Raw genomic sequence first — 21,233 nt, 5'->3', positions numbered from 1 at the left:
CCCCGCTGCTGCGCAGACCGCCCCCGCCGAGGAGCCGGCCGCCGCGCGCACCGAGAACGAAGCGCCGAGCCCCGCACCCGCACCCGAGGCGGCACCTGCACCGGAGCCCGCCGTCGCGCAGGGTCCCGTCACCCTCGAACGCATCACCGCCTCGTGGCCCGCCGTGCTGACCCGGCTCGAGAGCATCAGCCGCACGTCCTGGTTGCTGGCGACCGCGGTGCAACCGCTCGCCTACGCCACCGATACCGAGGTCCTGACGCTCGGCTTCACGAGCCAGCATGATGTCGCGAAGTTCAAGGGCACCACTCCGGGCTCGGGCCCCTCGGACCATCTGCGGTCGGCGATCGAGAGCGAGCTGGGCGTGCGGGTCAAGTACCTTCCCGCACCGATGCCCACCGGAGGAGCTCCGCGGCAGTCCGCGGCGTCCGGCCCGTCAGCACCCGCCGATCCTGCTCCCGCATCGGAGCCTGCGTCAGCGGGGTCGTCCCGTCCGCAGGTCCGCAGTGCGTCGGCCTCCACCGTGACGGAGTGGGCCGTCGCGCCGATCCCGTCCGCCGTGGAGCAGCCGAGCGTGCCGCCCGCAGCCGCCGCTCCGCTTCCGGTCGACGACGAGCCCGAAGAGGTCGAAGCGGCGGCATCCGCACCCCTGCCGCCGTCCGATGGTGCTGTCGATCGCGACGCACCGCCGCTTCCCGGTGATGACGAGGCCCCGGCATATGACGATGAGCCGCCCTACGACCCGTCGTACGAACCGCCGGTGGCGCGCCAGGCTCCGCCCGAACGGTCGGCACCGGCGCAGCGCACGGCGACAGCCCCTCCGGTCGTCATCGAGCGCACCCCCACTGCCGGGGGAGTGCAGCGCTACGGTGAGGCCGTGATCCGCCAGGTGCTCGGCGCGACGTTCCTGCGCGAAGAGCCCTACGAGCCCCCGACGAGGTTCTCCTGATGTATGACGGCATCGTTCAGGAGCTGATCGACGAGTTCGGTCGGCTCCCCGGCATCGGCCCGAAGTCCGCACAGCGGATCGCGTTCCACATCCTCCAGACGCCGACGTTCGACGTCGCGCGTCTCGCCGAGCTGTTGAGCGAGATCCGACTCCGCGTGCGGTTCTGTGAGATCTGCGGCAACGTGGCCGAGCAGGAGCGATGCGGGATCTGCCGTGATCCGCGTCGCAGCCAGGCGCTGATCTGCGTGGTCGAAGACGCGAAGGATGTCGCCGCGATCGAGCGCACCCGGGAGTTCCGCGGGCTCTATCACGTCCTCGGCGGGGCCATCAGCCCCATCGCCGGCATCGGTCCCGACGACCTCCGGATCGCGCAGCTCATGACGCGACTCGCCGACGGCACGGTGCAGGAGGTGATCCTCGCCACCAACCCGAACCTCGAGGGGGAGGCGACGGCGAGCTACCTGAGCCGACTGCTGACCACCATGCAGATCACCGTGTCCCGTCTCGCCTCCGGCCTGCCCGTCGGCGGCGACCTGGAATACGCCGACGAGGTCACGCTCGGGCGCGCGTTCGAGGGCCGGCGCGTCCTGTGACGCCGAGCGCGGGTTTCTCGCGTCGCGGCTGGCTGCTCTTCGGGGCCATGGCCCTGCTGTGGGGCGTGCCGTACCTGTTCATCAGTGTCGCGGTCGAGTCGATCTCCCCGCCGGCGATCGTGGCCGGACGCACGTTGATCGCCGCGGTGCTACTGCTGCCCTTCGCGATCCGGAGCGGCGCGCTGCGGGCCGCTCTGAAGCACTGGCCCTGGGTCCTCGCCTTCGGCGCGGTCGAGATGGCGGGTCCCTTCCTCCTGCTCGGACATGCCGAGATGACGCTCACCTCCGGGATGACCGGGCTGCTGGTGGCAACGGTGCCGCTGTTCGCCGCTCTGATCGCCCTCGGCGGGGGCGACCGCGGGGTGCTCCGGCCCGCCCGCGCAATCGGCCTGCTCGTCGGATTCCTCGGTGTCGCCGTCGTGGTCGCAGGCCCGGGACTCTTCGGGGGCGAAATGAGCCTTCTCGCTGCGGGGGAGGTGCTCCTGGTGGCCGTGCTGTACGCGACGGCTCCCTTCATCGTCGCTCGCAAGCTCAACGCCGTCCCGTCTCTGGGCACCATCACGCTGTCGCTGCTCATGATCGGGATCTTCTACCTCCCGATCGGCCTGCTCACGCAGCATCAGGTGCCCACGCTGCCGTCGATCGGGGCGCTGCTCGCGCTGGCCGTGATCTGCACGGCGGTGGCGTTCCTCGCGTTCTTCGCTCTCATTCGCGAGGTGGGGCCGGTACGCGCTCCGCTGTTCACGTACGTCAACCCGGTGGTCGCGATCGTCCTCGGGGCGATCGTCCTCGCCGAACCGTTGACGCCGGGTCTGCTCCTCGGGTTCCCGCTGATCATCATCGGGTGCTGGTTCGCCGCAACGGGCGGTCGCCTGCGCCCCGTGTCTGCGCAGGCGCTCCCACCGACGCTCTGATCGTCAAGGCACCGTTCCTCGCCGTCGGAAGCGATGACACATGCGCAGCAGGGCATACGCACCGATCATAGAATGAGCGTGGGCGGATCCGCCCGACATCCCAGGGAGTGATCGTGGCCCTCATCGTGCAGAAGTACGGCGGCTCGTCCGTCGCCGACGCAGAGAGCATCAAGCGCGTCGCCAAGCGCATCGTCGACACGCGTCGTGCCGGTCATGACGTGGTCGTGGCGGTCAGCGCCATGGGTGACACGACCGATGAGCTGTTGGAGCTCGCGGACGAGGTCGCCCCGATCCCCGCACCGCGTGAGCTCGACATGCTGCTCTCCAGCGGAGAACGCATCTCGATGGCGTTGCTGGCCATGGCGATCCACTCGATGGGATTCGAGGCGCGGTCGTTCACCGGCAGCCAGGCGGGCATGATCACGGACTCCCAGCACGGTGCCGCACGCATCGTCGACGTGACGCCGATTCGTCTGCGCGAAGCCCTCGATGAGGGGGCGATCGTGATCGTCGCCGGGTTCCAGGGCTTCAACCGCGACACCAGGGACATCACGACGCTCGGCCGTGGAGGATCCGACACCACGGCCGTCGCTCTCGCCGCCGCGCTCGATGCCGACGTGTGCGAGATCTACAGTGACGTGGACGGCATCTTCACCGCTGACCCGCGCGTCATCCCGAAGGCGCAGAAGCTCGATCACGTCTCCAGCGAGGAGATGCTCGAGCTGGCCGCCAACGGCGCCAAGGTGCTGTACATCCGCGCCGTCGAGTACGCACGCCGTCACGGCGTCCTCATTCATGCTCGGTCGACCTTCTCGTCGGCCGAGGGCACATACGTTCTGGGCGAGGGCATGAAGAACCCGCGCGAAGCCGAGGGAGCAGTCATGGAAGAACCGATCGTCGCCGGTGTCGCCACCGACTTCAGCCAGGCCAAGATCACGGTCGCGGGCGTGCCCGACGTGCCGGGCAAGGCCGCGGAGATCTTCAAGATCGTCGCGAAGTCGGGCGCGAACGTCGACATGATCGTGCAGAACGTCTCTGCGACCGGACGCACCGACATCTCCTTCACGGTTCCCAAGGCGGATGCGGCGGCTGCGCTCAAGGCGCTCGCCGGCGATCAGACCGAAGTCGGGTTCCAGAACCTGATCCACGACGATCAGATCGGCAAGCTCTCGGTCGTCGGCGCGGGAATGCGCACGCACTCGGGGGTCTCGGCGACCCTCTTCGAGGCGCTGTCGGCCGGCGGCATCAACATCGAGATGATCTCCACCTCCGAGATCCGCATCTCGGTGGTGCTGCGCGACACCGACCTGACCGAGGCAGCGCGGACGGTGCACACCGCCTACGGACTCGACGGCGACGCCGAAGCCACGGTCCACGCCGGCACCGGCCGCTGATCTCTGCCGATCGTCGCCGTTTTCCTGACACAGGTGAGTGGTCGCGGAGCGCAGAGCCGACGGTCCGTCGCGGCACGGTAGACTCACCGAAACCCTGACACCGGCGCCAGGCGCAGCATCCACATCCCGACGCCGCGCCCGAAGCCTCGTACGCAGTACCGCACGACGCCAAGGAACATCATGACCCGCATCTCCGAATCAGGACTCTCCGTCGCCATCGTCGGCGCCACCGGCCAGGTGGGCACCGTGATGCGCGAGATTCTCGCCGAGCGGTCGTTCCCGATCCGCGACCTGCGGCTGTTCTCATCCGCACGCTCCGCGGGCACGGCCATCGAGTTCGGCGGCGCGACCGTCATCGTCGAAGACGTCGAGACGGCGGATGCCTCGGGCATCGACATCGCCCTGTTCTCGGCAGGAGCCACCGCGAGCCGTGCCTATGCGCCGCGTTTCGCCGCCGCCGGCGCCGTGGTCGTCGACAACTCCAGCGCCTGGCGGATGGACCCCGAGGTTCCCCTCGTGGTCAGCGAGGTCAACCCGCACGCGATCGACGATCGCCCCAAGGGCATCATCGCGAACCCGAACTGCACCACCATGGCGGCCATGCCGGTGCTGAAGGCCCTCGACGCCGAGGCCGGCCTCGAGCGTCTCATCGTGTCGACCTACCAGGCGGTCTCCGGCTCCGGACTCGCCGGCGCCCAGGAGCTCCTCGGCCAGGTCGAAGGAGTGCTCGCGCAGGGCGACACCCTCCGCCTCGTGCACGACGGCTCGTCCGTCGATTTCCCGGAGCCCGAGAAGTACATTGCTCCGATCGCCTTCGACGTGATCCCGTTCGCCGGCAATCTGGTCGAAGACGGGGACAACGAGACGGACGAGGAGAAGAAGCTCCGCAACGAGAGCCGCAAGATCCTCGAACTCCCCGATCTCCGGGTCGCGGGCACCTGCGTGCGTGTCCCGGTCTTCACCGGTCACTCCCTCTCGATCAACGTCGAGTTCGCCCGTGCCATCTCGCCCGAGCGCGCGCGCGAGGTCTTGAGCGCGGCTCCCGGCGTGGTCCTCGACGAGGTCCCCACGCCGCTGCAGGCTGCCGGCAAGGACCCCAGTTTCGTCGGTCGCATCCGGGCCGATCAGTCCGCGCCTGAGGGCAAGGGGCTCGTGCTGTTCCTCAGCAACGACAACCTCCGCAAGGGAGCCGCACTGAATGCGGTACAGATCGCCGAGGTCCTCGCGGAGCGTCTCGCCGTCGTGCGCTGATCTCTTCGCCGCGGACACCGTCGCATGGTCCGCGGTGGCGTGCCCGCGAACTAGACTGGTTCGGTGACTGAAAACGTCGATGTCGTCCTGATCGGCGGTGGCATCATGAGCGCCACCCTGGGTACTCTGCTGCACGAATTGCAGCCGGAGTGGAAGATCGTCGCCTTCGAGCGACTCTCCGATGTGGCCCAGGAGAGCTCGAACCCGTGGAACAATGCCGGCACGGGTCACGCCGCCCTGTGTGAGCTGAACTACATGCCGCAGCAGGGGGATACCCCGCTGGACCCCGCCAAGGCGGTGTCGATCAACGAGCAGTTCCAGCAGAGTCGCCAGTTCTGGTCGTCGCTCGTGGACCGCGGTGTGCTCGATGCGCCGTCGACGTTCATCAACGCGACTCCGCACATGACGTTCGTCCGCGGTGAGAAGGACGTCGCCTACCTCAAGGCACGCTACGAGGTGCTCAAGGAGCAGCCGCTGTTCGCGGGCATCGAGTACAGCGAGGACTCGCGCGTCATCAACACCTGGGCGCCTCTGCTGATGCAGCAGCGCCGCAAGGGCGAGCCGTTCGCCGCGACCCGCGTTCCCGCAGGAACCGACGTCGACTTCGGCGCGCTCACCCACCAGCTCTTCGACCACCTCACCGAGTCGGGCGTGACGCTGCGCACCAACCATGAGGTGCGCAGCCTGAAGAAGCAGAAGGACGGGACCTGGCTGGTCAAGTACCGCAACAGCATCGGCCACACGCCGAACGAGGTCAAGGCGCGCTTCGTGTTCGTCGGCGCCGGTGGCTGGGCCCTCAAGCTCCTGCAGAACTCCGGGATCCCCGAGATCAAGGGATACGGTGTCTTCCCGATCGGCGGACAGTTCCTCAAGACCACGAACCCGAAGATCGTGGCGCAGCACAAGGCGAAGGTGTATTCGCAGGCCTCCGTCGGTGCGCCGCCGATGTCGGTCCCGCACCTCGACACCCGCGTCGTCGATGGGGAGTCCTCGCTCATGTTCGGGCCGTTCGCGACCTTCAGTCCGAAGTTCCTGAAGAACGGATCGATGCTCGACATCGTGTCGCAGGTGCGGGCGCACAATCTGCTCCCGATGCTGCAGGTGGCCGTGAAGAACCCCGACCTCATCACCTACCTGGTGGGCGAGCTGCTGAAGAACCACGCCAAGAAGGTCGACAGTCTGCGGACCTTCATGCCGACGGCGAAGGATGAGGACTGGACCCTCATCGACGCCGGTCAGCGTGCGCAGGTCATGAAGAAGGACCCGGAGAAGGGCGGCATCCTGCAGTTCGGCACGGAAGTGGTCTCGTCTGCGGATGGCTCGATCGCCGGGCTCCTCGGTGCCTCGCCCGGTGCGTCCACGGCGGTCCCGATCATGCTGGGTCTGTTGAAGACGTGCTTCCCGTCGGAGTACCCCGGCTGGGAGCCCGAGCTTCGCGCCCTGATCCCCACGTTCGGCCAGAAGCTGAACACGGATCCGGCGCTCGCGGAGGAATCCACGGAGGCCACCGCCGCCACCCTCGGCATCAACGCCTGAGCCCGACCCGTGGCGAAGCTCTACTTCCGCTACGGCGCGATGAACTCCGGCAAGTCGACCGCCCTGCTCCAAGCCGCGTACAACTACGAGGAGCGCGGACAGCACGTGCTGCTCGCGAAGCCGGAGATCGACACCAAGGGTGCGGCCGAGATCGAGAGTCGGCTCGGCGTCACCCGTCAGGTCGACTTCCTCGTCGGGCAGGCTGACGACGCCCGCGAGCTGTTCACCCAGCACCGTGACCGCCTCCGTCGTTCCACAGACGAGGAACTGCTCCCCGGCGGGCCCGTGGATGTGGCATGCCTCCTCGTCGACGAGGCACAGTTCCTCACTCCGTCGCAGGTCGACGATCTCTTCCGGATCGCTGTGGAGGACGGCGTGCCGGTGATGGCATACGGCATCCGGAACGACTTCCTCACGCACGCTTTCCCCGGATCCGCGCGGCTGCTCGCGATCGCGCACTCGCTCGAGGAGCTCAAGACCATCTGCCGGTGCGGGCGGAAGGCCGTGTTCAACGGCCGGGTGGTCGGCGGGCGCTTCGTCTTCGACGGCGATCAGGTCGCGATCGACGAGGGCGCGGTCGGAACGGCTTCCCCCGAGCTGACGACCTACGAGTCGCTGTGCGGGACGTGCTACCTCGACGAATCGGGTGGGCGCCTGGGCTGAGCCCCCGCCCGGGCCCGCTCCCGCGGTGGTCGCCGCCCCCTCGCGTTCACAACTCCGCAGATCCTCGACCGGATCCTGCGGTGACGCCGCTCCGCAGGGTGTTCCGTGAATTCTTTGCGGAGTTGTGCACCTGAACGAACCCGAGGCTGCCTGTGTTGCGTGGTCTGACCACAGGAGGATACGCTGTGGTCAGACCACAGGAGGAACGATGAGTGAACAGCCGGCGCGCGCCTGGCAGCTCGTACTCGAACACATCGAGCGCGACCTCCTCGACGCTCGTCTGGGCCCGGGGGACAGGCTCCCTTCGGAGCGTGACCTCGCGAGCGAGCTCGGTGTCGGGCGCTCCAGCGTCCGTGAGGCGTTCCGTGTGCTCGAGGTGATGGGTCTCATCCGCACCGCGACAGGCTCGGGTCCGCAGTCCGGCGCCATCGTCATCGCGACCCCGACCGGAGGGATGTCCGCGCTCCTCCGGCTGCAGGTCGCCGCGCAGGGCTTCCCGTTGGACGACGTGGTGCGCACGCGCCTGGTGCTCGAAGACGCGGTGGTGACGGCGCTCGCCGTATCCGCAGACCGCGACACGACACGCGCGCACCAGCTGCTCGAGGCGATGGACGCGACAGGCCTTGCTGCCGCGGAGTTCCTCGCCCTCGACGCCCAATTGCATCTCTCCCTCGCTGAAGCCAGCGGCAACACGGTCATCGCCGCGATGATGGCGGGCCTGCGTTCATCCATCGAGTCCTACGTGCAGGCGGGCGTCGCCGCGATCCCCGACTGGGACGCGATGGCGGAGCGGCTGCGCACCGAACACCGGGCCCTGGTCACCGCGATCGACGAGGGCGATGGCGATGCCGCTCGCACTCTCGTCCATTCGCACATCACCGGCTACTACACGTCCGCGGGGCTGACCCGCGACCTCCATCCCCTGAACTGAGAGGCACACCATGGTGCAGCGCCAGCTCCCGAATCCCGTCGAACTCCTCGACCTCATGAAGTTCAAGAAGCCGGAGTTCGACGGCCGCAAGCGCCGTCTCGATGCCGCGCTCACGATCGACGATCTTCGTCTGATCGCCAAGCGCCGCACACCCAAGGCGGCTTTCGATTACACCGATGGCGCCGCCGAGGGCGAACTCTCGCTCTCGCGCGCCCGGCAGGCGTTCCAGGACGTGGAGTTCCACCCGGGCATCCTGCGGCCCGCCCCCGACGTCGACACGAGCGTCGAGATCCTCGGCGGCCCCTCCGCGCTGCCTTTCGGGATCGCCCCCACCGGCTTCACCCGCTTGATGCAGACCGAGGGTGAGGTCGCCGGTGCCGGCGCCGCCGGCGCCGCGGGCATCCCGTTCACGCTCTCGACCCTCGGCACCACGTCGATCGAGGGCGTCACGGCTGCGAACCCTCACGGACGCAACTGGTTCCAGCTCTACGTCATGCGCGACCGGGAGATCTCGTATGAGCTCACCCGCCGCGCCGCCGCGTCCGGCTTCGATACCCTGCAGTTCACGGTGGACACCCCGGTGGCGGGTGCGCGTCTGCGTGACAAGCGGAACGGCTTCAGCATCCCGCCGCAGCTCACGCTCGGCACGATCATCAACGCGATCCCGCGGCCGTGGTGGTGGTTCGACTTCCTGACGACTCCGAAGCTGGAGTTCGCCTCCTTGAGCACCACGGGCGGAACGGTCGGCGAGCTGCTGGATGCCGCCATGGACCCGACGATCAGCTACGACGATCTCGACGTGATCCGTGACATCTGGCCCGGGAAGATCGTGATCAAGGGCGTGCAGAACGTCGAGGACTCGGTGCGCCTGCGTGATGCGGGAGTCGACGGCATCGTGCTCTCGAACCACGGCGGACGACAGCTCGATCGCGCGCCGATCCCGTTCCATCTGCTGCCCGAGGTGCGTCGGGCCGTCGGTGAGGACTTCACGGTCATGATCGACACCGGCATCATGAACGGTGCCGATATCGTCGCCGCTGTCGCGCTCGGGGCGGACTTCACCCTGATCGGGCGCGCGTACCTCTACGGCTTGATGGCCGGCGGGCGTCAAGGGGTCGACCGGACGATCGCGATCCTGCGCAGTGAGATCGAGCGCACGATGCGTCTGCTGGGGGTCTCCTCACTCGCGGAGCTCGAACCGGGACACGTCACTCAGCTCACGCGCCTGGTGCCCGTGGCGAGGGCGGCTGCGGACGTGCGCACGCGCTGAGCGGCGACGACGGGCGACCCCCGGACAGGCTCAGGCCTGCGGGGCGACGGCCCTGTGGCGCGGCGGCCACGGCACCAGCATCGACGTCGTCCGGCGATACTCGGCGTAGGCCGGATACTTCGACGCGGTGATCGACTCGGTGAAGATCGTCGAGCCGATGAAGAGCACCGTCAGCAGGGCGGGTCCGATGATCGTCGGATTCAGGACGCCACCGAGCACACCCGCGCCCGCCGCGGTGGCGGCCGTCGCGCCGATCGCGTAGAGGGCCCACCACTGTGCCTGCTCGAAGAAGAAGTTCGGGTGTCGGCTGTAGCGGAACAGCCCGGTGGTCGCGAAGCCGGGGGAAAGGGTGCCGCCCGCCTGCTTCTTGCGCTGATGGAAGGCCCACTGCTGCTGGTCGGCGATGGTCTCGCCGACCAGGAAGGCGAGGAACGCCGCGATGAAGAGCGCGTCCCATCCCGTGAGCGCCGAGGGGTTCTGTGCGGCGACGAGGGCCGGCAAGGTGATGAGGACGAGCAGTGTCATCTGATAGCCGATGATGAACAGCAGGTTGAAGATCTGGAACTGCCAGGGCCGCATGCGTGCGCGAAGAATCGCCCAGCGGTAGTCCTCCATGCCCGTGTAGCCGCCCTTGCGCGCGAAGTTGAAGGTCAGGCGGGCTCCCCAGGCGGTCACGAGCACCCCCATCAGCACGACGCGCGCCGATCCGTCGCCCTGTGCGAAGGCACCGGCGACGAAGATCCACACGTAGGCCACGGGCACGATCGACCAGGCACGGTCGACCCACGAGGTGTCGCGGGTAGCCAGGGACAGGATCCAGCAGGCCGCGCTGGTGGCCGCGGCGACGATGATCACGATCAGCAAGGCGTCCATGTCGCCATGCTAGGGCCACGCGGTGACGTCGTGCCGTGCGACACCGCGGCGGCTCAGAGCGAGCGCAGGAGCTCGTCGAGCTTGTCGGCGGTGTCTTCCCAGCCGTCGACGGCGACCGACGGCACGCCGATGGCCAGCACCGGGTAGTCGTTCCCGCCCTCGTCGAGCCGGTCGCCGTAGAACAGCATGTCCGTGAGCGGGATCCCGGTGTGAGCGGCGAGCTGCGTCATCCCGAAGGCCTTGTCGATGCCGGCGCGGGTGATGTCGATCGAGGTCGACCCGCCGGAGCGCACCTCAAGGCCGGGGAGGCGCGCGGCGACCGCATCCCGCAGAGCCGCGCGCTTCGCCCCGGTCGGATCCCAGTCGTGCTTGGCTTCGCGCGGGGCGCGCTGGCCCAGCGCGGAGAAGGTGATCTGAGATCCGCGGTCCTCGAGGATCTCGCCCCAGGGGTCCGCCTCCCAGAGCCCGAGACGCTCGGCCTCTTCGCGCAGAGCGGTCAGGGCCGCCTGCTTCTCGTCATCGCTGAGGTCGTGCGCGTAGACGGGCACGAAGTCCGCCCCGTCGTGGCGCAGATACCGCGTGCCGCAGGTGGGTAGCAGATGGAGTCGTGCGAGCGCAGCAGGGTCCGTGTCACCGAGGCGGGCGACGACCTGCGAGCGGAACTGCGCCTCGTTGCCGCCCGAGATGATCGCGACGTCGACGGTGCGCAGCAGGGCCCGCAGCTGTTCGGCGATGCGCGGGTCGATCACTCCCTTGGACGGCGCGAGCGTGTCGTCGAGATCGAAGGCGACGAGGACAGGTGTGGTCATGGTGTCTCCAGCCTAGAAGGTGGGCGCGGGGAGGCTCGCGGCGCGAACAGCAGGGTGCACATGACAGCGAGGGCCACGCCGAACACGGCGCCCGTGGAGTTCGCCAGGACATCGGTGAGGGTCGCTGCACGATGGGGGAGTGCGAGGCGCTGAACTGTCTCGATCGCCAGGGAGAGCGCCGGTCCGACCAGCTGTGCGAGAGGCCAGACACGGCGGGGGAGCAGCACGAAGGCGAGGATGCCGACCGGGATGAAGACGATGATGTTCGCCAGGATCTCGAGGCGGGTGAAGTCGAGCGACGCCCAGCCGAGGCGATGGGCCATGCCGAGGATCACGTCGAGCAGATTGGGCATCGTGTGTTCGACGCGTGAGGGCGTCAGCGTGAGTGCCGCGAGGACGAGGAGGAACGGGATGCCGAGGGCGAGAGCCCAGGCGCGGGTGAACCGGCGCGGCGGCGGGAGCAGAGACCCCATGCGTTCCCTTCGTGCGCGAAGCCGATACAGAGAAGGCCGCCCCTGAGGGCGGCCTTCCGGTGTCACTGGTCGGGGTGACAGGATTTGAACCTGCGACCTCTTCGTCCCGAACGAAGCGCGCTACCAAGCTGCGCCACACCCCGTTTGCAACCCTCCGAGTCTACAGGGAAATGCTCCGTGCGCCGAATCGAGACCGGGATCAGTTCCGGGCCGTGAGGGTGAGCAGCGTCGCCTCGGGGCGGCACGCGAAGCGGACCGGGGCGTAGATCGAGTGACCGCACCCCGCGCTGACGTTGAGCGGGACCGTGCGCCCGCCGTGCGACCAGGTGCTGAGGCCCTTGGCCTGTTTGAGCGGGATATCGCAGTTCGCGACGAGTGCACCGTATCCGGGCAGGCAGACCTGACCGCCGTGTGTGTGGCCGCCGAGGATCGCATCGGCGCCGAGGGCGGTGAATCCATTGAGCACGCGCTGGTAGGGGGCGTGGGTGACGCCCAGCAACGGTGTCGATGCGTCGCGCGGACCGAGGGCACCGATCGCGTCGGGGAGCACATCGAGGCGGTCCCAGTCCCGGTGCGCGTCATTCACGCCGAAGGCGTCGACCACCGTGCCGGCGACCGTGAGGCGCGCTGCGGAGTTGTTGAGGTCGGTCCACCCCAGCTCGTCGGTGAAGTACCGGTCCATCGCCGCAGTGTCCAGCGGCGTCGGCTCATGATGCTTCTTCGACGGACCGAGGAAGTAACGCAGCGGGTTGCGCGGGGAGGGAGCGGTGACGTCGTTCGACCCGTGCACGAAGACGCCGGGGATACCGGCGAGCGGATCGAACGCCCGGCGGATGCCGGCGAGGCCGTCGAGGTGGCCGAGGTTGTCGCCGGTGTTGACGATCAGATCGGGCTTCAACTCCGCGAGCGATGCCAGCCAATCCTGCTTCCGATGCTGCCACGGCGCCATGTGCGCATCCGAGAGGTGCAGGATGCGGATCGGAGCTGAACCGGCGGGGAGGGCGGGGGCGGTGACCTCGCGCACCGTGAACAGGTAGCGCTCGATGCCGATGCCCCAGACGGCGGCAGCAGCACCGACGGCCCCCACCGCGCTGAGCGCGATGAGGGCCGGGTGGGCCGTGCGGCGCGAGGCTACTCGCACGTCACTCGCACGGCGGTGGACTTGCTCGTGGCGGTGCCGGGTGCCGGATCCGTGGAGCTCACGACAGCGTTCGGCGGGTTGCACGAGTTGTCGAAGTCGATCGACGTGAAGCCGGCGGCACCCAGCGCGGCCGCCGCGTCCGCACGGGACATCCCGGCCAGGTTCCCCGGAACCGTGGTCCCCTGCCCGTTGCTGGGGGAGATCGTCACGGTCGCGCCTCCTGCGGCCTGCCCGGAGGGATCCTGGGCGACGACGATGTTCGTCGGCTGGTCACTGTCGACAGCCGGCCCGTCGGTGACCGAGAAGCCCCGGCTCTCCAGCGTCGACCGCGCTTCGTCCATCGTCATCCCGACGACATTCGGCACCTCGGTGAGCACCCGACGGGTCAGGTTGTTGTCGGGGCGGGGGAAGGCGTCTCCGCCATAGGCACCGTTGGCCGCAGCCTGCGCAGCCAACGCCAGCGGGTACCGCATGTTGTTGAGCTGGTAGTTCCCGGCCCACTTCTGGTAGATGTCGGACTGGCCCTTCCAGCGCCCGGCCCACACCGCGGTCGTGACCTTGGTGCTGGACTCGATCATCATGGTCGACCAGCGGTCGTGGGTCCCGGTCTTGCCGATGAGCGGCGTGCCGTCGAACGGGTTGGCGCGGGCACCGGTGCCGCCGCCGGACATCACACCCTGAAGCGCGTAGGCGGCGGTCGCCGCGACCTCCTTCGAGATGACGCCGTCGGTGCAGGACGACTTCGGGAGCTCGCGGTCCTTGCCGTCGGGGCCGACCACGCGGTCGATCGCGCGCGGCGTGCAGTACTTTCCGCCGCTGGCGACCGTGGCGTAGGCGTTGGCCATCGCGATCGGGGAGATGTTCTTCGGGCCGAGCACGTCGTACACGACGTTCTCCTTAGTGACCTTTGTACCGTTGGCGAGCGTGACGCCCATGCGGTCGGCGACCTGGTTGATCTCGCAGATGTCCAGCTTCGAGGCCATCGCGAAGTATCCGCTGTTCAGGGACTGCCGGGTGAAGTCCATGACGCTGGCGGTGTAGCCGCCGCCGCCGCCGAAGTTGCCGATCTCTTTGGTGTCGGCGATGAGGGTTCCCCCGCCGCAGGACGCCGTCGTGAACTTCATGTTCGTCTGCACCCGGCCGTTGAGGACCTCGTTGACGGAGTGGCCCTTCTCGAGCCAGTCGATCAGGGTGAAGAGCTTGTAGACCGATCCGACCTGGAACCCGCCCGAGTTGCCGTTCTTCATATCCCCGGCGAAGACCAGCGAGCTCTTCGCCAGGTCATCCGTGCTCGTCTCATCGAACTGCGTGTTCTGCGTGATCGACAGGATGCGTCCGGTGCCCACCTCGATCGATACTCCGGCAGCACCGAAGTAATCGTTGTCGTAGTTGGCCGGCACGATGTCCTTCATCGCCTGCGCGGCGGGGTCCTGGATGCGGTAGTCCAGCGAGGTGTAGATCTTGAGGCCCCCGCGACGGAGCAGGTCGGCCCGGTCCTGCGGCTCCTTGCCGAATGCCTCGTCGTTCAGCACGATCGACTTCACGTACTGGCAGAAGTAGGCGTTGGCGCCCGCGGAGGCACAACCCTGCGTGGGCGGGTTGAGCGAGGGAGTGATCTCGGAGGCGTCGGCCTCGTCGTACTGCGCTTGGGTGATCTTGCCGTCCGCGAGCATGCGGCCGAGCACGTAGTGACGCCGATCCTTCGTGAGGGCGTAGCCGCTCTCGGCGGTGTTGAGCGCCTCACCCTTCGAATTCGTGACGGTGCCCTCGGGCTTGTCGATGCGGTACGTGTTGGGGTTCTGCACGATGCCCGCCAGCGTCGCCGCCTGCGCGACCGTGAGCTTCGCCGAGGTCGTGTTGAAGTAGTAGTTGGCCGCGGCCTCGATGCCGTAGACCGTTCCGCCGAAGTTCGCGATGTTCAGGTAGCCGAGGAGGATGTCGTTCTTCGAGAAGTCCTTCTCGATCTGGATCGCGTAGCGCATCTCCTGCAGCTTGCGCTCGATGCCGTCGGCGCCCGTCGCGTTGGTCGCGTCCTTCCAGCACTGCTGCAGATCCTCGTTGTGCGTCTCCGAGGTCGTGTCGACCTTCTGCTCGCACTCCTGGATCAGCACGTTCTTCACGTACTGCTGGCTGATGGTCGATGCACCGCGGCTGGAGGTGCCGCGGACGTTGTCGATCAGCGCCTTCACCGTCGCGCCGACGTTGACGCCGCCGTGGCTGTAGAAGCTCTTGTCCTCACTGGACAGGATCGCGTCGTAGAGCACCGGGGAGACCTGCTCGTAGGTCACGGGCACACGATTCTGCTCGTAGAACGACGCGAGGGCGACGTTCTTTCCGTCGGGCGTCGTGGCGTAGATCGTGGACTGCTCCATCGGCGTACCCGGGTTGAGGTTCTCGGGCAGCTGGTCGAAGAGCGTGAGGGCCTGGGTGCCGGCGAGGCCGGTCATCGTGAGGACGGGCGTGACGCTCGCTGCGACCAGGAGTCCGGCGACGGCACTCAGCCCGACGAGCCCGACGAGTCCGCCGAGCACGCCTCTCACCGTGCGATTCTTTTGGGGCATACGCTTGATCGTAGGGGAGTTCCCTGAATACCACCTTTGACGAGCCCGACGCGGAATGACCGCGTCGCGCCCCGATCGACAGGAGTGCCATGACCACGTGGGAGTACCTCACCACGCCGCTGCTGATCCACAACACCGCCGCGATCCTCAACAACTGGGGGAAGCAGGGCTGGGAGCTCGTCCAGGTCGTGCAGGGACCGGAGGGTGGGCTCGTCGCCTACCTCAAGCGCCCTGTCACGGCGGAGGCTTCCGCGAACGCCGGCCTCGCTGCGGCGGAACAGGCCGCTCGTCAGTTCGAGGGGGAGCAGGCATGACCGTCGCTTCCCGCCTGGCCGAGCTCGGCATCGAGCTGCCCGCGGTCGCCGCACCGGTGGCCGCCTATGTGCCCGCCGTCGTGCACGGCGGCCTCGTGTACACCTCGGGGCAGCTCCCGTTCGTCGAAGGGGCGCTCCCCGCCGTGGGCAAGGTCGGTGCGGAGGTCTCTGCCGATGATGCGAAGACCTACGCGCGGACCTGTGCGCTGAACGCCCTTGCAGCGGCAGCGGACGCCGCGGGTGGCCTCGACCGCATCGTGGGTGTGCTGCGTGTGGGCGGTTTCGTCGCCTCCGCCGAGGGGTTCACCGGGCAGCCCGGAGTCATCAACGGTGCCAGCGATGTGCTCGGCGAGATCTTCGGGGATGCCGGGCGCCACGCCCGCGCGGCCGTCGGCGTCGCGGAGCTTCCCCTCGGCAGCCCGGTCGAGGTCGAGGTGGCCTTCCGCCTCGCCTGACCCGCCACCACCCCGCTGCGTGCGGGATCGAAAACGCGCCTCCCGGAAGCCCGGGAGGCGCGTTTTCGATCTTTCAGGGGGGCTTACTTCACCTGGGCCGAGATGATGCTCATCACTGCGGTGTCGGCGAGGGTCGTCGTGTCACCGACCTCGCGGCCTTCGGCCACATCGCGCAGCAGACGGCGCATGATCTTGCCGGATCGCGTCTTGGGGAGTTCGCCGACGATGTAGACGTCACGCGGACGCGCGATGGCGCCGATCTGCTCGCCGACCCACAGCCGCAGCAGCTGGGCGAGTCCGGCGGGCTCATGCGCCGCGAGGTAGCTCTCCTTGATGATGACGAACGCCACGACGGCCTGCCCGGTGGTCTCATCCGATGCCCCGACCACGGCGGCCTCGGCGGTGGCTTCGTGCGCGACCAGCGACGATTCGATCTCGGCGGTGGACAGGCGGTGGCCCGACACGTTCATGACGTCGTCGACGCGCCCCAGCAGCCACAGGTCGCCGTCCTCGTCGAGGCGGGCCCCGTCTCCGGCGAAGTAGTAGCCCTGGTCCTCGAACTTCTCCCAGTAGGTTTCGCGGTAGCGCTCCGGGTCGCCCCAGATTCCGCGCAGCATGCTCGGCCAGGGCTCCGTGATGACGAGCAGGCCGCCGTTGCCGTTGCCGACTTCGACACCGCTCTCGTCGACCACATCGATCGAGATCCCGGGCAGCGGCACCTGGGCGGACCCGGGCTTGGTCTCGGTGACGCCGGGGAGGGCGGAGACCATGATCGCTCCGGTCTCGGTCTGCCACCAGGTGTCGACGATCGGGGTCTTGCCTGCGCCGATGACGTCGCGGTACCACATCCACGCCTCGGGGTTGATGGGTTCGCCGACCGAGCCGAGCAGGCGCAGCGACGACAGGTCGAACTTCTGCGGGACGCTGCGGCCGATCTTCATGAAGGAGCGGATCGCGGTCGGCGCGGTGTAGAAGATGGAGACCTTGTACTTCTCGATGATCTCCCACCAGCGGCCGGGGTGCGGGGTGTCCGGCGTGCCTTCGTAGAGCACCTGGGTCGCACCGTTCGCGAGCGGGCCGTAGGCCACGTAGCTGTGCCCGGTGATCCAGCCGATGTCGGCCGTGCACCAGAAGACATCGGTCTCGGGGTGCAGGTCGAAGACGTACTTGTGCGAGTACGCCGCCTGGGTGAGGTAGCCGCCGGAGGTGTGCAGGATGCCCTTCGGCTTTCCGGTGGTGCCCGAGGTGTACAGGATGAAGAGGGGGTTCTCCGCCGGGAACGCCGATGCGGTGTGCTCGGACGACGCTGCGGGGACGACGTCGTGCCACCAGACATCGCGGCCCTCGATCCAGTCGACGTCGTTCTCGCCGCGCTTGACGACCAGCACGTGCTCGACGGTCTGCTGCTCACCGTCGCCCCGATCGGCCAGTGCCTGGTCGACCGCGGGCTTGAGCGGCGAGACACGGCCCTTGCGGTATCCGCCGTCCGCCGTGATCACCAGCTTCGCTCCGGCGTCGTCGATGCGTGAGCGCAGGCTGTCGGCGCTGAATCCGCCGAAGACGACCGAGTGGATGGCGCCGAGACGCGCGACCGCGAGCATCGAGGCGATCGCCTCGGGGATCATGGGCAGGTAGATCGCGACGCGGTCGCCCTGCCCCACTCCCAGCCCTTCGAGCACGTTGGCGACACGCTTGACCTCGTCGGTCAGCTCGGCGTAGGTGATGCGGCGGGAGTCTCCGGGCTCGCCCTCCCAGTGCAGCGCGACACGGTCGCCGTTGCCGGCCTCGACGTGACGGTCGAGGCAGTTGTACGCCACATTCAGCTCGCCGTCGTCGAACCACTTCGCGAACGGCGGATTCGTCCAATCGAGCACCTGCGTGAACGGCTTGTGCCAGTGCACGAGTTCGCGGGACTGCTCCCCCCAGAAGGCCTCGCGATCAGCCGCGGCGCGCTCGTACAGCTCCGGCGAGGAGATGGTCTGGGCGATGAATTCCTCCGACGGCGGGAATCGCCGGGTCTCATCGAGAAGGTGGTCGATCTGGCTGCTCATCGGCAGGCGCTCCTTTGCGGCATTCGGTCGTTCGAGCATGGTCGTGGGGTGGACGACCAGGTCAGGGTGAATCTATCCCCGCGGACTCCCCTCGCATACTGCCGAAAGTCGGTAGTGGTTTCGGTTTTGTGAGGACGGTTGCCTTGCGTACACTCGACGACAGCCGAAATCTCATTCCGGCCTTGGTGCGCCCGATTCCCCCGATCGTGGCCCACCGTGGGCGGCATCTCATTCCCCCCGTGAGGTGTCGCCCATTTCGTTTGGGAGCGCTCCCGCGCGAGGGCTCCCGCGATGCCCGATCGACTCCTGCACGGGCGTTGCCGGATGGCACTTCTGCACAGGCCTCGCTCCGCCCGTACTCGACCACGTTCTCGTGCCGGGGGCGCCGCCTAGCGTCGCGGTATGCCCGATTCGTTCGTCATCCAGCCCCGGGGAGCGGCCTCCGCCCGGACGGACTCCCTCCTCGACCCTTTGCACCTCGATCCCGCGTTCGGTCCCCTTCTCGCCCACATCGACGACACCGTGACCGATGTCTTCGTGAACGGCACGGCCGGGCTGTTCGTCGACCGCGGCAGCGGCGCGGAACCGGCGACGCAGTGGCGGGCCTCCGAGCGAGAGGTCAGGGATCTGGCGGTCGCGCTCGTCGGTCTCGGCGGACGACACCTCGATGATCAAGCGCCGTGCGTGGACGTCCGTCTCGCTTCCGGCATCCGCGTGCATGCCGTGCTCGCGCCGGTCTCGACGACAGGAACCGCGCTCTCGATCCGCATCCCGAGGGTGCGCGCGGCGGACCTCGCGGCGCTCGCCGCCCTCGGCGCCTTCGACGCGCGCCAGCAGCCCTGGTTGCTCGGGCTCGTCGCCGACCGGGCGAACATCCTCATCACCGGGGGCACCGGAACAGGCAAGACCACCTTGCTGTCCGCGCTGCTCTCCGAGGTCCCGCCGACCGAGCGCATCGTCACGATCGAGGACGTGGCGGAGTTGCGTCCCCGGCACCCGCACCACGTCTCGCTCGAAGCCCGTCAGGCGAACCTGGAGGGGGCGGGCGGGATCACCCTTGCTCGCCTGGTCCGGGAGTCCCTGCGTATGCGGCCCGATCGGCTGGTGGTCGGGGAGTGTCGAGGGGAGGAGGTGCGTGAGTTGCTCAGCGCGCTCAACACCGGGCACGACGGGGGAGCGGGCACGATGCACGCCAGCGGTCTGCGCGACGTGCCCGCCCGACTCGAGGCGCTCGGTGCGCTCGCGGGGATGGATGCCACTGCGCTCGCACGGCAGGCGGTGAGCGCGTTCTCCGTGGTTCTCCATCTCGATCGAACCCCGGATGGTGTCCGTCGGATCCGCCAGGCCGGTCGCCTCGTGCTCGTGGCCGATCGCCTGGATATCGAGGAGGTGTCACCGTGGTGATCCGACTCAGGCAGGCGCACCGCAATGAGTCGGCAGGCGCCGCGGAAGCCGCGACATCGGTGCAGACGCTGGCGGTGCTGTTGCAGGCGGGCGCGGTTCCTCTCACTGCGTGGCGACATCTCGCAGGCACCGGCGATCCGCATGCGGTGGCCGTGGTCGGGCGGGTCGACGAGGGCGTCCCTCTCCTCTCGGCGATCGAAGCCGAGCGGGGGGCGTGGACCGATCTCGCAGCCGCGTGGGAGATCGCGACGACCGTCGGCGCACCGCTCGCGGAAGTACTCCGGATCATCGCGGAGTCGCTGCGCGATGCCGCCTCGGCAGCCGACGACGTCCGCATCGCCCTGGCGGAACCCGCGGGAACAGCCCGTCTGCTGCTCTGGATGCCGCTCGCGGGGCTCCTTCTCGGATTCGCGCTCGGCTTCGACACCCTCGGCGTCATCGTCGGCACCCCCCTCGGCGCCGGCTGCGTGGTCGTGGGCCTGCTCCTGGTGCTGGCGGCGCGACAGTGGACGAAGGGACTTCTGCGGCGGGCGAAGCCAGCGCCGGGCACGCCAGGGATGCGCGCGGAACTCGTGGCCGTCGCGCTCGCCGGAGGAGCGTCCATCGACCGAGCGCTTGCACTCGTGGACGACAGCTCTGCCTCCGGAGGGAGTGACGAGCGGATCCGCGCCGTGCTCGATCTGTCCCGAGCGGCGGGGGTGCCCGCGGTGGAACTGCTCCGTGCGTCCGCGGCGCAGGACCGCCATGCCGCTCGGGTCGGAGGCCGTCTCCGCGCGGCGAAGCTCTCGACACGACTCCTGATCCCTCTCGGAGTGTGCACTCTGCCGGCGTTCCTCCTGCTCGGTGTGGCCCCGATGCTCCTGAGCGTCCTGTCATCGACACCCTTGCCGTTGTGATCGCCCGCGTGGCGATCCGTCTTCCATGCGAAACATCTCAGAGAAAGAAGGAACATCATGACGACCATTCCCCGACTCGACCGGCGCAGGGCGGCGATGCTGTTCGGCGACGACACCGGTGCGGCCACAGCGGAGTACGCGATCACGACCATGGCGGCTGTCGCGTTCGCCGGTCTCCTCGTCGTGATCATGCGATCAGATGAAGTCCGCGGCATCCTGACGGATCTCGTGCGGCGCGCCCTGACCGTGTCGTGAGGAGGCTGCGGATCATGGCCCGGCGGCGACGACGGACGACATCGCTCATCGCCATCGGGGGAGAGCGGGGATCGGTCGCGGCAGAGCTCGCGCTCGCCGTGCCCGCTGTGGTGCTGGCGCTGCTGCTGGGCGCGGGTGCGATCGGAGCGGCGTCGCGTCAGGTCGCGCTGCAGGATGCGTCGGCCGATGCCGCTCGCCTGCTCGGTCGGGGAGAAGGACGCGGCGCCGCGGAGGGGGTTGTGCGTGCGGCGGTCCCCGGAGCCGGGGTATCCGCGTCGCGCCGCGGTGAGCTCGTCTGCGTCACCTCGTCGGTGGAGGTCTCGTGGGGTGTGTCGGTGCGGGTGCCCCTGCGGGCGTCGAGCTGCGCGCTCGACGGAGGACTCTGATGGCGGGCACGGCGCTCGCTGCGGGTGTCCTCGCCGTGGCGGCCGCGCTGTCCCTCGGCTTGGCGGCCGTGGCCGGTGCTTCGGTGACGGCGCAGCGGGCGGCGGGCGCTGCGGATG

Annotated in this window: 20 protein-coding genes, 1 tRNA gene and 1 pseudogene; 15 read left to right on the top strand and 7 right to left on the bottom strand. The window is 68.5% G+C overall.

The features are described 5' to 3' along the window. The 9 genes and pseudogenes from L978_RS18905 to L978_RS07160 form a co-directional block, all read left to right on the top strand. Positions 1-946: pseudogene (locus L978_RS18905) on the top strand (DNA polymerase III subunit gamma and tau); the annotation flags it as partial. Further along, complete coding sequence (gene recR, locus L978_RS07195) at positions 946-1,539, top strand: recombination mediator RecR (protein WP_047521806.1); 594 nt, start codon at positions 946-948, stop codon at positions 1,537-1,539. The pseudogene L978_RS18905 and the gene recR, both read left to right, overlap by 1 nt. Next, positions 1,536-2,453 carry a DMT family transporter gene (locus tag L978_RS07190; RefSeq protein WP_047521805.1) on the top strand — a complete coding sequence of 306 codons (918 nt, stop codon included), beginning with the start codon at positions 1,536-1,538 and terminating at the stop codon, positions 2,451-2,453. The genes recR and L978_RS07190 overlap by 4 nt, the downstream gene beginning before the upstream one ends. 113 nt (positions 2,454-2,566) lie before the next feature. After that, positions 2,567-3,847 (top strand): aspartate kinase, encoded by a 1,281-nt coding sequence (locus tag L978_RS07185; protein WP_047521813.1) that lies wholly within the window; start codon positions 2,567-2,569, stop codon positions 3,845-3,847. Between the two features lie 180 nt (positions 3,848-4,027). Next, positions 4,028-5,098, top strand: coding sequence for an aspartate-semialdehyde dehydrogenase (locus L978_RS07180; RefSeq protein ID WP_047521803.1), 1,071 nt, complete (start codon positions 4,028-4,030; stop codon positions 5,096-5,098). Between the two features lie 63 nt (positions 5,099-5,161). Continuing rightward, entirely contained in the window at positions 5,162-6,634 is a 1,473-nt protein-coding gene (locus L978_RS07175) for a malate:quinone oxidoreductase (RefSeq protein ID WP_047521801.1), read from the top strand. 9 nt (positions 6,635-6,643) lie between these two features. Then, on the top strand, positions 6,644-7,297 hold the full coding sequence (locus L978_RS07170) for a thymidine kinase (RefSeq protein ID WP_047521800.1): 654 nt from the start codon (positions 6,644-6,646) through the stop codon (positions 7,295-7,297). A gap of 208 nt (positions 7,298-7,505) precedes the next feature. Further along, positions 7,506-8,228 (top strand): FadR/GntR family transcriptional regulator, encoded by a 723-nt coding sequence (locus L978_RS07165; RefSeq protein ID WP_047521798.1) that lies wholly within the window; start codon positions 7,506-7,508, stop codon positions 8,226-8,228. A gap of 10 nt (positions 8,229-8,238) precedes the next feature. Next, positions 8,239-9,498: an alpha-hydroxy acid oxidase gene (locus tag L978_RS07160; RefSeq protein WP_047521796.1), complete on the top strand. Its 1,260-nt coding sequence runs from the start codon at positions 8,239-8,241 to the stop codon at positions 9,496-9,498. Positions 9,499-9,528: 30 nt separating this feature from the next. Here the strand turns inward: L978_RS07160 and L978_RS07155 are convergent, their stop codons facing one another. The 6 genes from L978_RS07155 to L978_RS07130 form a co-directional block, all read right to left on the bottom strand. Next, positions 9,529-10,371, bottom strand: a complete 843-nt coding sequence (locus L978_RS07155; RefSeq protein ID WP_047521794.1) for a DUF1295 domain-containing protein — start codon at positions 10,369-10,371, stop codon at positions 9,529-9,531. A 53-nt stretch (positions 10,372-10,424) separates the two neighbouring features. Further along, positions 10,425-11,180 carry an HAD-IIB family hydrolase gene (locus tag L978_RS07150; protein ID WP_047521791.1) on the bottom strand — a complete coding sequence of 252 codons (756 nt, stop codon included), beginning with the start codon at positions 11,178-11,180 and terminating at the stop codon, positions 10,425-10,427. Then, complete coding sequence (locus tag L978_RS18310) at positions 11,177-11,653, bottom strand: VanZ family protein (RefSeq protein WP_052193397.1); 477 nt, start codon at positions 11,651-11,653, stop codon at positions 11,177-11,179. Before L978_RS18310 ends, L978_RS07150 begins: the two co-directional genes overlap by 4 nt. A gap of 66 nt (positions 11,654-11,719) precedes the next feature. Further along, a tRNA-Pro gene (locus L978_RS07140) sits at positions 11,720-11,796 on the bottom strand. Positions 11,797-11,852: 56 nt separating this feature from the next. Further along, a complete protein-coding gene (locus L978_RS07135) occupies positions 11,853-12,794 on the bottom strand; it encodes a metallophosphoesterase (RefSeq protein WP_047521789.1) in 942 nt (313 codons plus the stop codon). Beyond that, on the bottom strand, positions 12,785-15,355 hold the full coding sequence (locus tag L978_RS07130) for a transglycosylase domain-containing protein (RefSeq protein ID WP_047521787.1): 2,571 nt from the start codon (positions 15,353-15,355) through the stop codon (positions 12,785-12,787). The genes L978_RS07135 and L978_RS07130 overlap by 10 nt, the downstream gene beginning before the upstream one ends. An 89-nt stretch (positions 15,356-15,444) precedes the next feature. Between L978_RS07130 and L978_RS07125 the strand changes: the two genes are divergently transcribed. After that, positions 15,445-15,669 (top strand): hypothetical protein, encoded by a 225-nt coding sequence (locus L978_RS07125; RefSeq protein ID WP_047521785.1) that lies wholly within the window; start codon positions 15,445-15,447, stop codon positions 15,667-15,669. Beyond that, positions 15,666-16,124, top strand: a complete 459-nt coding sequence (locus tag L978_RS07120; protein WP_047521783.1) for a RidA family protein — start codon at positions 15,666-15,668, stop codon at positions 16,122-16,124. Before L978_RS07125 ends, L978_RS07120 begins: the two co-directional genes overlap by 4 nt. A gap of 83 nt (positions 16,125-16,207) precedes the next feature. Here L978_RS07120 and acs read toward each other — a convergent pair whose 3' ends face one another. Further along, the gene (gene acs, locus L978_RS07115; RefSeq protein WP_047521782.1) at positions 16,208-18,175 is read right to left on the bottom strand and encodes an acetate--CoA ligase; all 1,968 of its coding nucleotides are present in this window, start codon (positions 18,173-18,175) and stop codon (positions 16,208-16,210) included. A 402-nt stretch (positions 18,176-18,577) separates the two neighbouring features. On the opposite strand from acs, the gene L978_RS07110 reads away from it, so the two are divergent. Genes L978_RS07110 through L978_RS07095 form a run of 4 tightly spaced genes read left to right on the top strand, consistent with a single transcriptional unit; the run spans position 18,578 to position 21,116 of the window. Further along, the gene (locus L978_RS07110; protein ID WP_047521781.1) at positions 18,578-19,579 is read left to right on the top strand and encodes a TadA family conjugal transfer-associated ATPase; all 1,002 of its coding nucleotides are present in this window, start codon (positions 18,578-18,580) and stop codon (positions 19,577-19,579) included. After that, positions 19,576-20,475 carry a type II secretion system F family protein gene (locus L978_RS07105; RefSeq protein WP_442921808.1) on the top strand — a complete coding sequence of 300 codons (900 nt, stop codon included), beginning with the start codon at positions 19,576-19,578 and terminating at the stop codon, positions 20,473-20,475. Before L978_RS07110 ends, L978_RS07105 begins: the two co-directional genes overlap by 4 nt. Positions 20,476-20,532: 57 nt before the next feature. Beyond that, a complete protein-coding gene (locus L978_RS07100) occupies positions 20,533-20,730 on the top strand; it encodes a DUF4244 domain-containing protein (RefSeq protein ID WP_047521780.1) in 198 nt (65 codons plus the stop codon). A 14-nt stretch (positions 20,731-20,744) separates the two neighbouring features. Next, positions 20,745-21,116 carry a TadE family type IV pilus minor pilin gene (locus L978_RS07095; protein WP_052193396.1) on the top strand — a complete coding sequence of 124 codons (372 nt, stop codon included), beginning with the start codon at positions 20,745-20,747 and terminating at the stop codon, positions 21,114-21,116. Positions 21,117-21,233: the final 117 nt, after the last annotated feature.

This window comes from Microbacterium sp. ZOR0019, assembly GCF_000800925.1.
GTDB lineage: Bacteria > Actinomycetota > Actinomycetes > Actinomycetales > Microbacteriaceae > Microbacterium > Microbacterium aurugineum.
This window is presented reverse-complemented; position numbering and strand designations above follow the sequence as displayed.

Excerpts from the sequence above, each read along its gene's own strand:
- L978_RS07095 (WP_052193396.1), top strand. The coding sequence starts at position 20,745 with ATGGCCCGGCGGCGACGACGGACGACATCGCTCATCGCCATCGGGGGA.
- recR (WP_047521806.1), top strand. The coding sequence starts at position 946 with ATGTATGACGGCATCGTTCAGGAGCTGATCGACGAGTTCGGTCGGCTC.
- L978_RS07100 (WP_047521780.1), top strand. The coding sequence starts at position 20,533 with ATGACGACCATTCCCCGACTCGACCGGCGCAGGGCGGCGATGCTGTTC.
- L978_RS07120 (WP_047521783.1), top strand. The coding sequence starts at position 15,666 with ATGACCGTCGCTTCCCGCCTGGCCGAGCTCGGCATCGAGCTGCCCGCG.
- L978_RS18310 (WP_052193397.1), bottom strand. The coding sequence starts at position 11,653 with ATGGGGTCTCTGCTCCCGCCGCCGCGCCGGTTCACCCGCGCCTGGGCT.
- acs (WP_047521782.1), bottom strand. The coding sequence starts at position 18,175 with ATGAGCAGCCAGATCGACCACCTTCTCGATGAGACCCGGCGATTCCCG.
- L978_RS07155 (WP_047521794.1), bottom strand. The coding sequence starts at position 10,371 with ATGGACGCCTTGCTGATCGTGATCATCGTCGCCGCGGCCACCAGCGCG.
- L978_RS07160 (WP_047521796.1), top strand. The coding sequence starts at position 8,239 with ATGGTGCAGCGCCAGCTCCCGAATCCCGTCGAACTCCTCGACCTCATG.
- L978_RS07165 (WP_047521798.1), top strand. The coding sequence starts at position 7,506 with ATGAGTGAACAGCCGGCGCGCGCCTGGCAGCTCGTACTCGAACACATC.
- L978_RS07125 (WP_047521785.1), top strand. The coding sequence starts at position 15,445 with ATGACCACGTGGGAGTACCTCACCACGCCGCTGCTGATCCACAACACC.
- L978_RS07150 (WP_047521791.1), bottom strand. The coding sequence starts at position 11,180 with ATGACCACACCTGTCCTCGTCGCCTTCGATCTCGACGACACGCTCGCG.
- L978_RS07130 (WP_047521787.1), bottom strand. The coding sequence starts at position 15,355 with ATGCCCCAAAAGAATCGCACGGTGAGAGGCGTGCTCGGCGGACTCGTC.
- L978_RS07110 (WP_047521781.1), top strand. The coding sequence starts at position 18,578 with ATGCCCGATTCGTTCGTCATCCAGCCCCGGGGAGCGGCCTCCGCCCGG.
- L978_RS07180 (WP_047521803.1), top strand. The coding sequence starts at position 4,028 with ATGACCCGCATCTCCGAATCAGGACTCTCCGTCGCCATCGTCGGCGCC.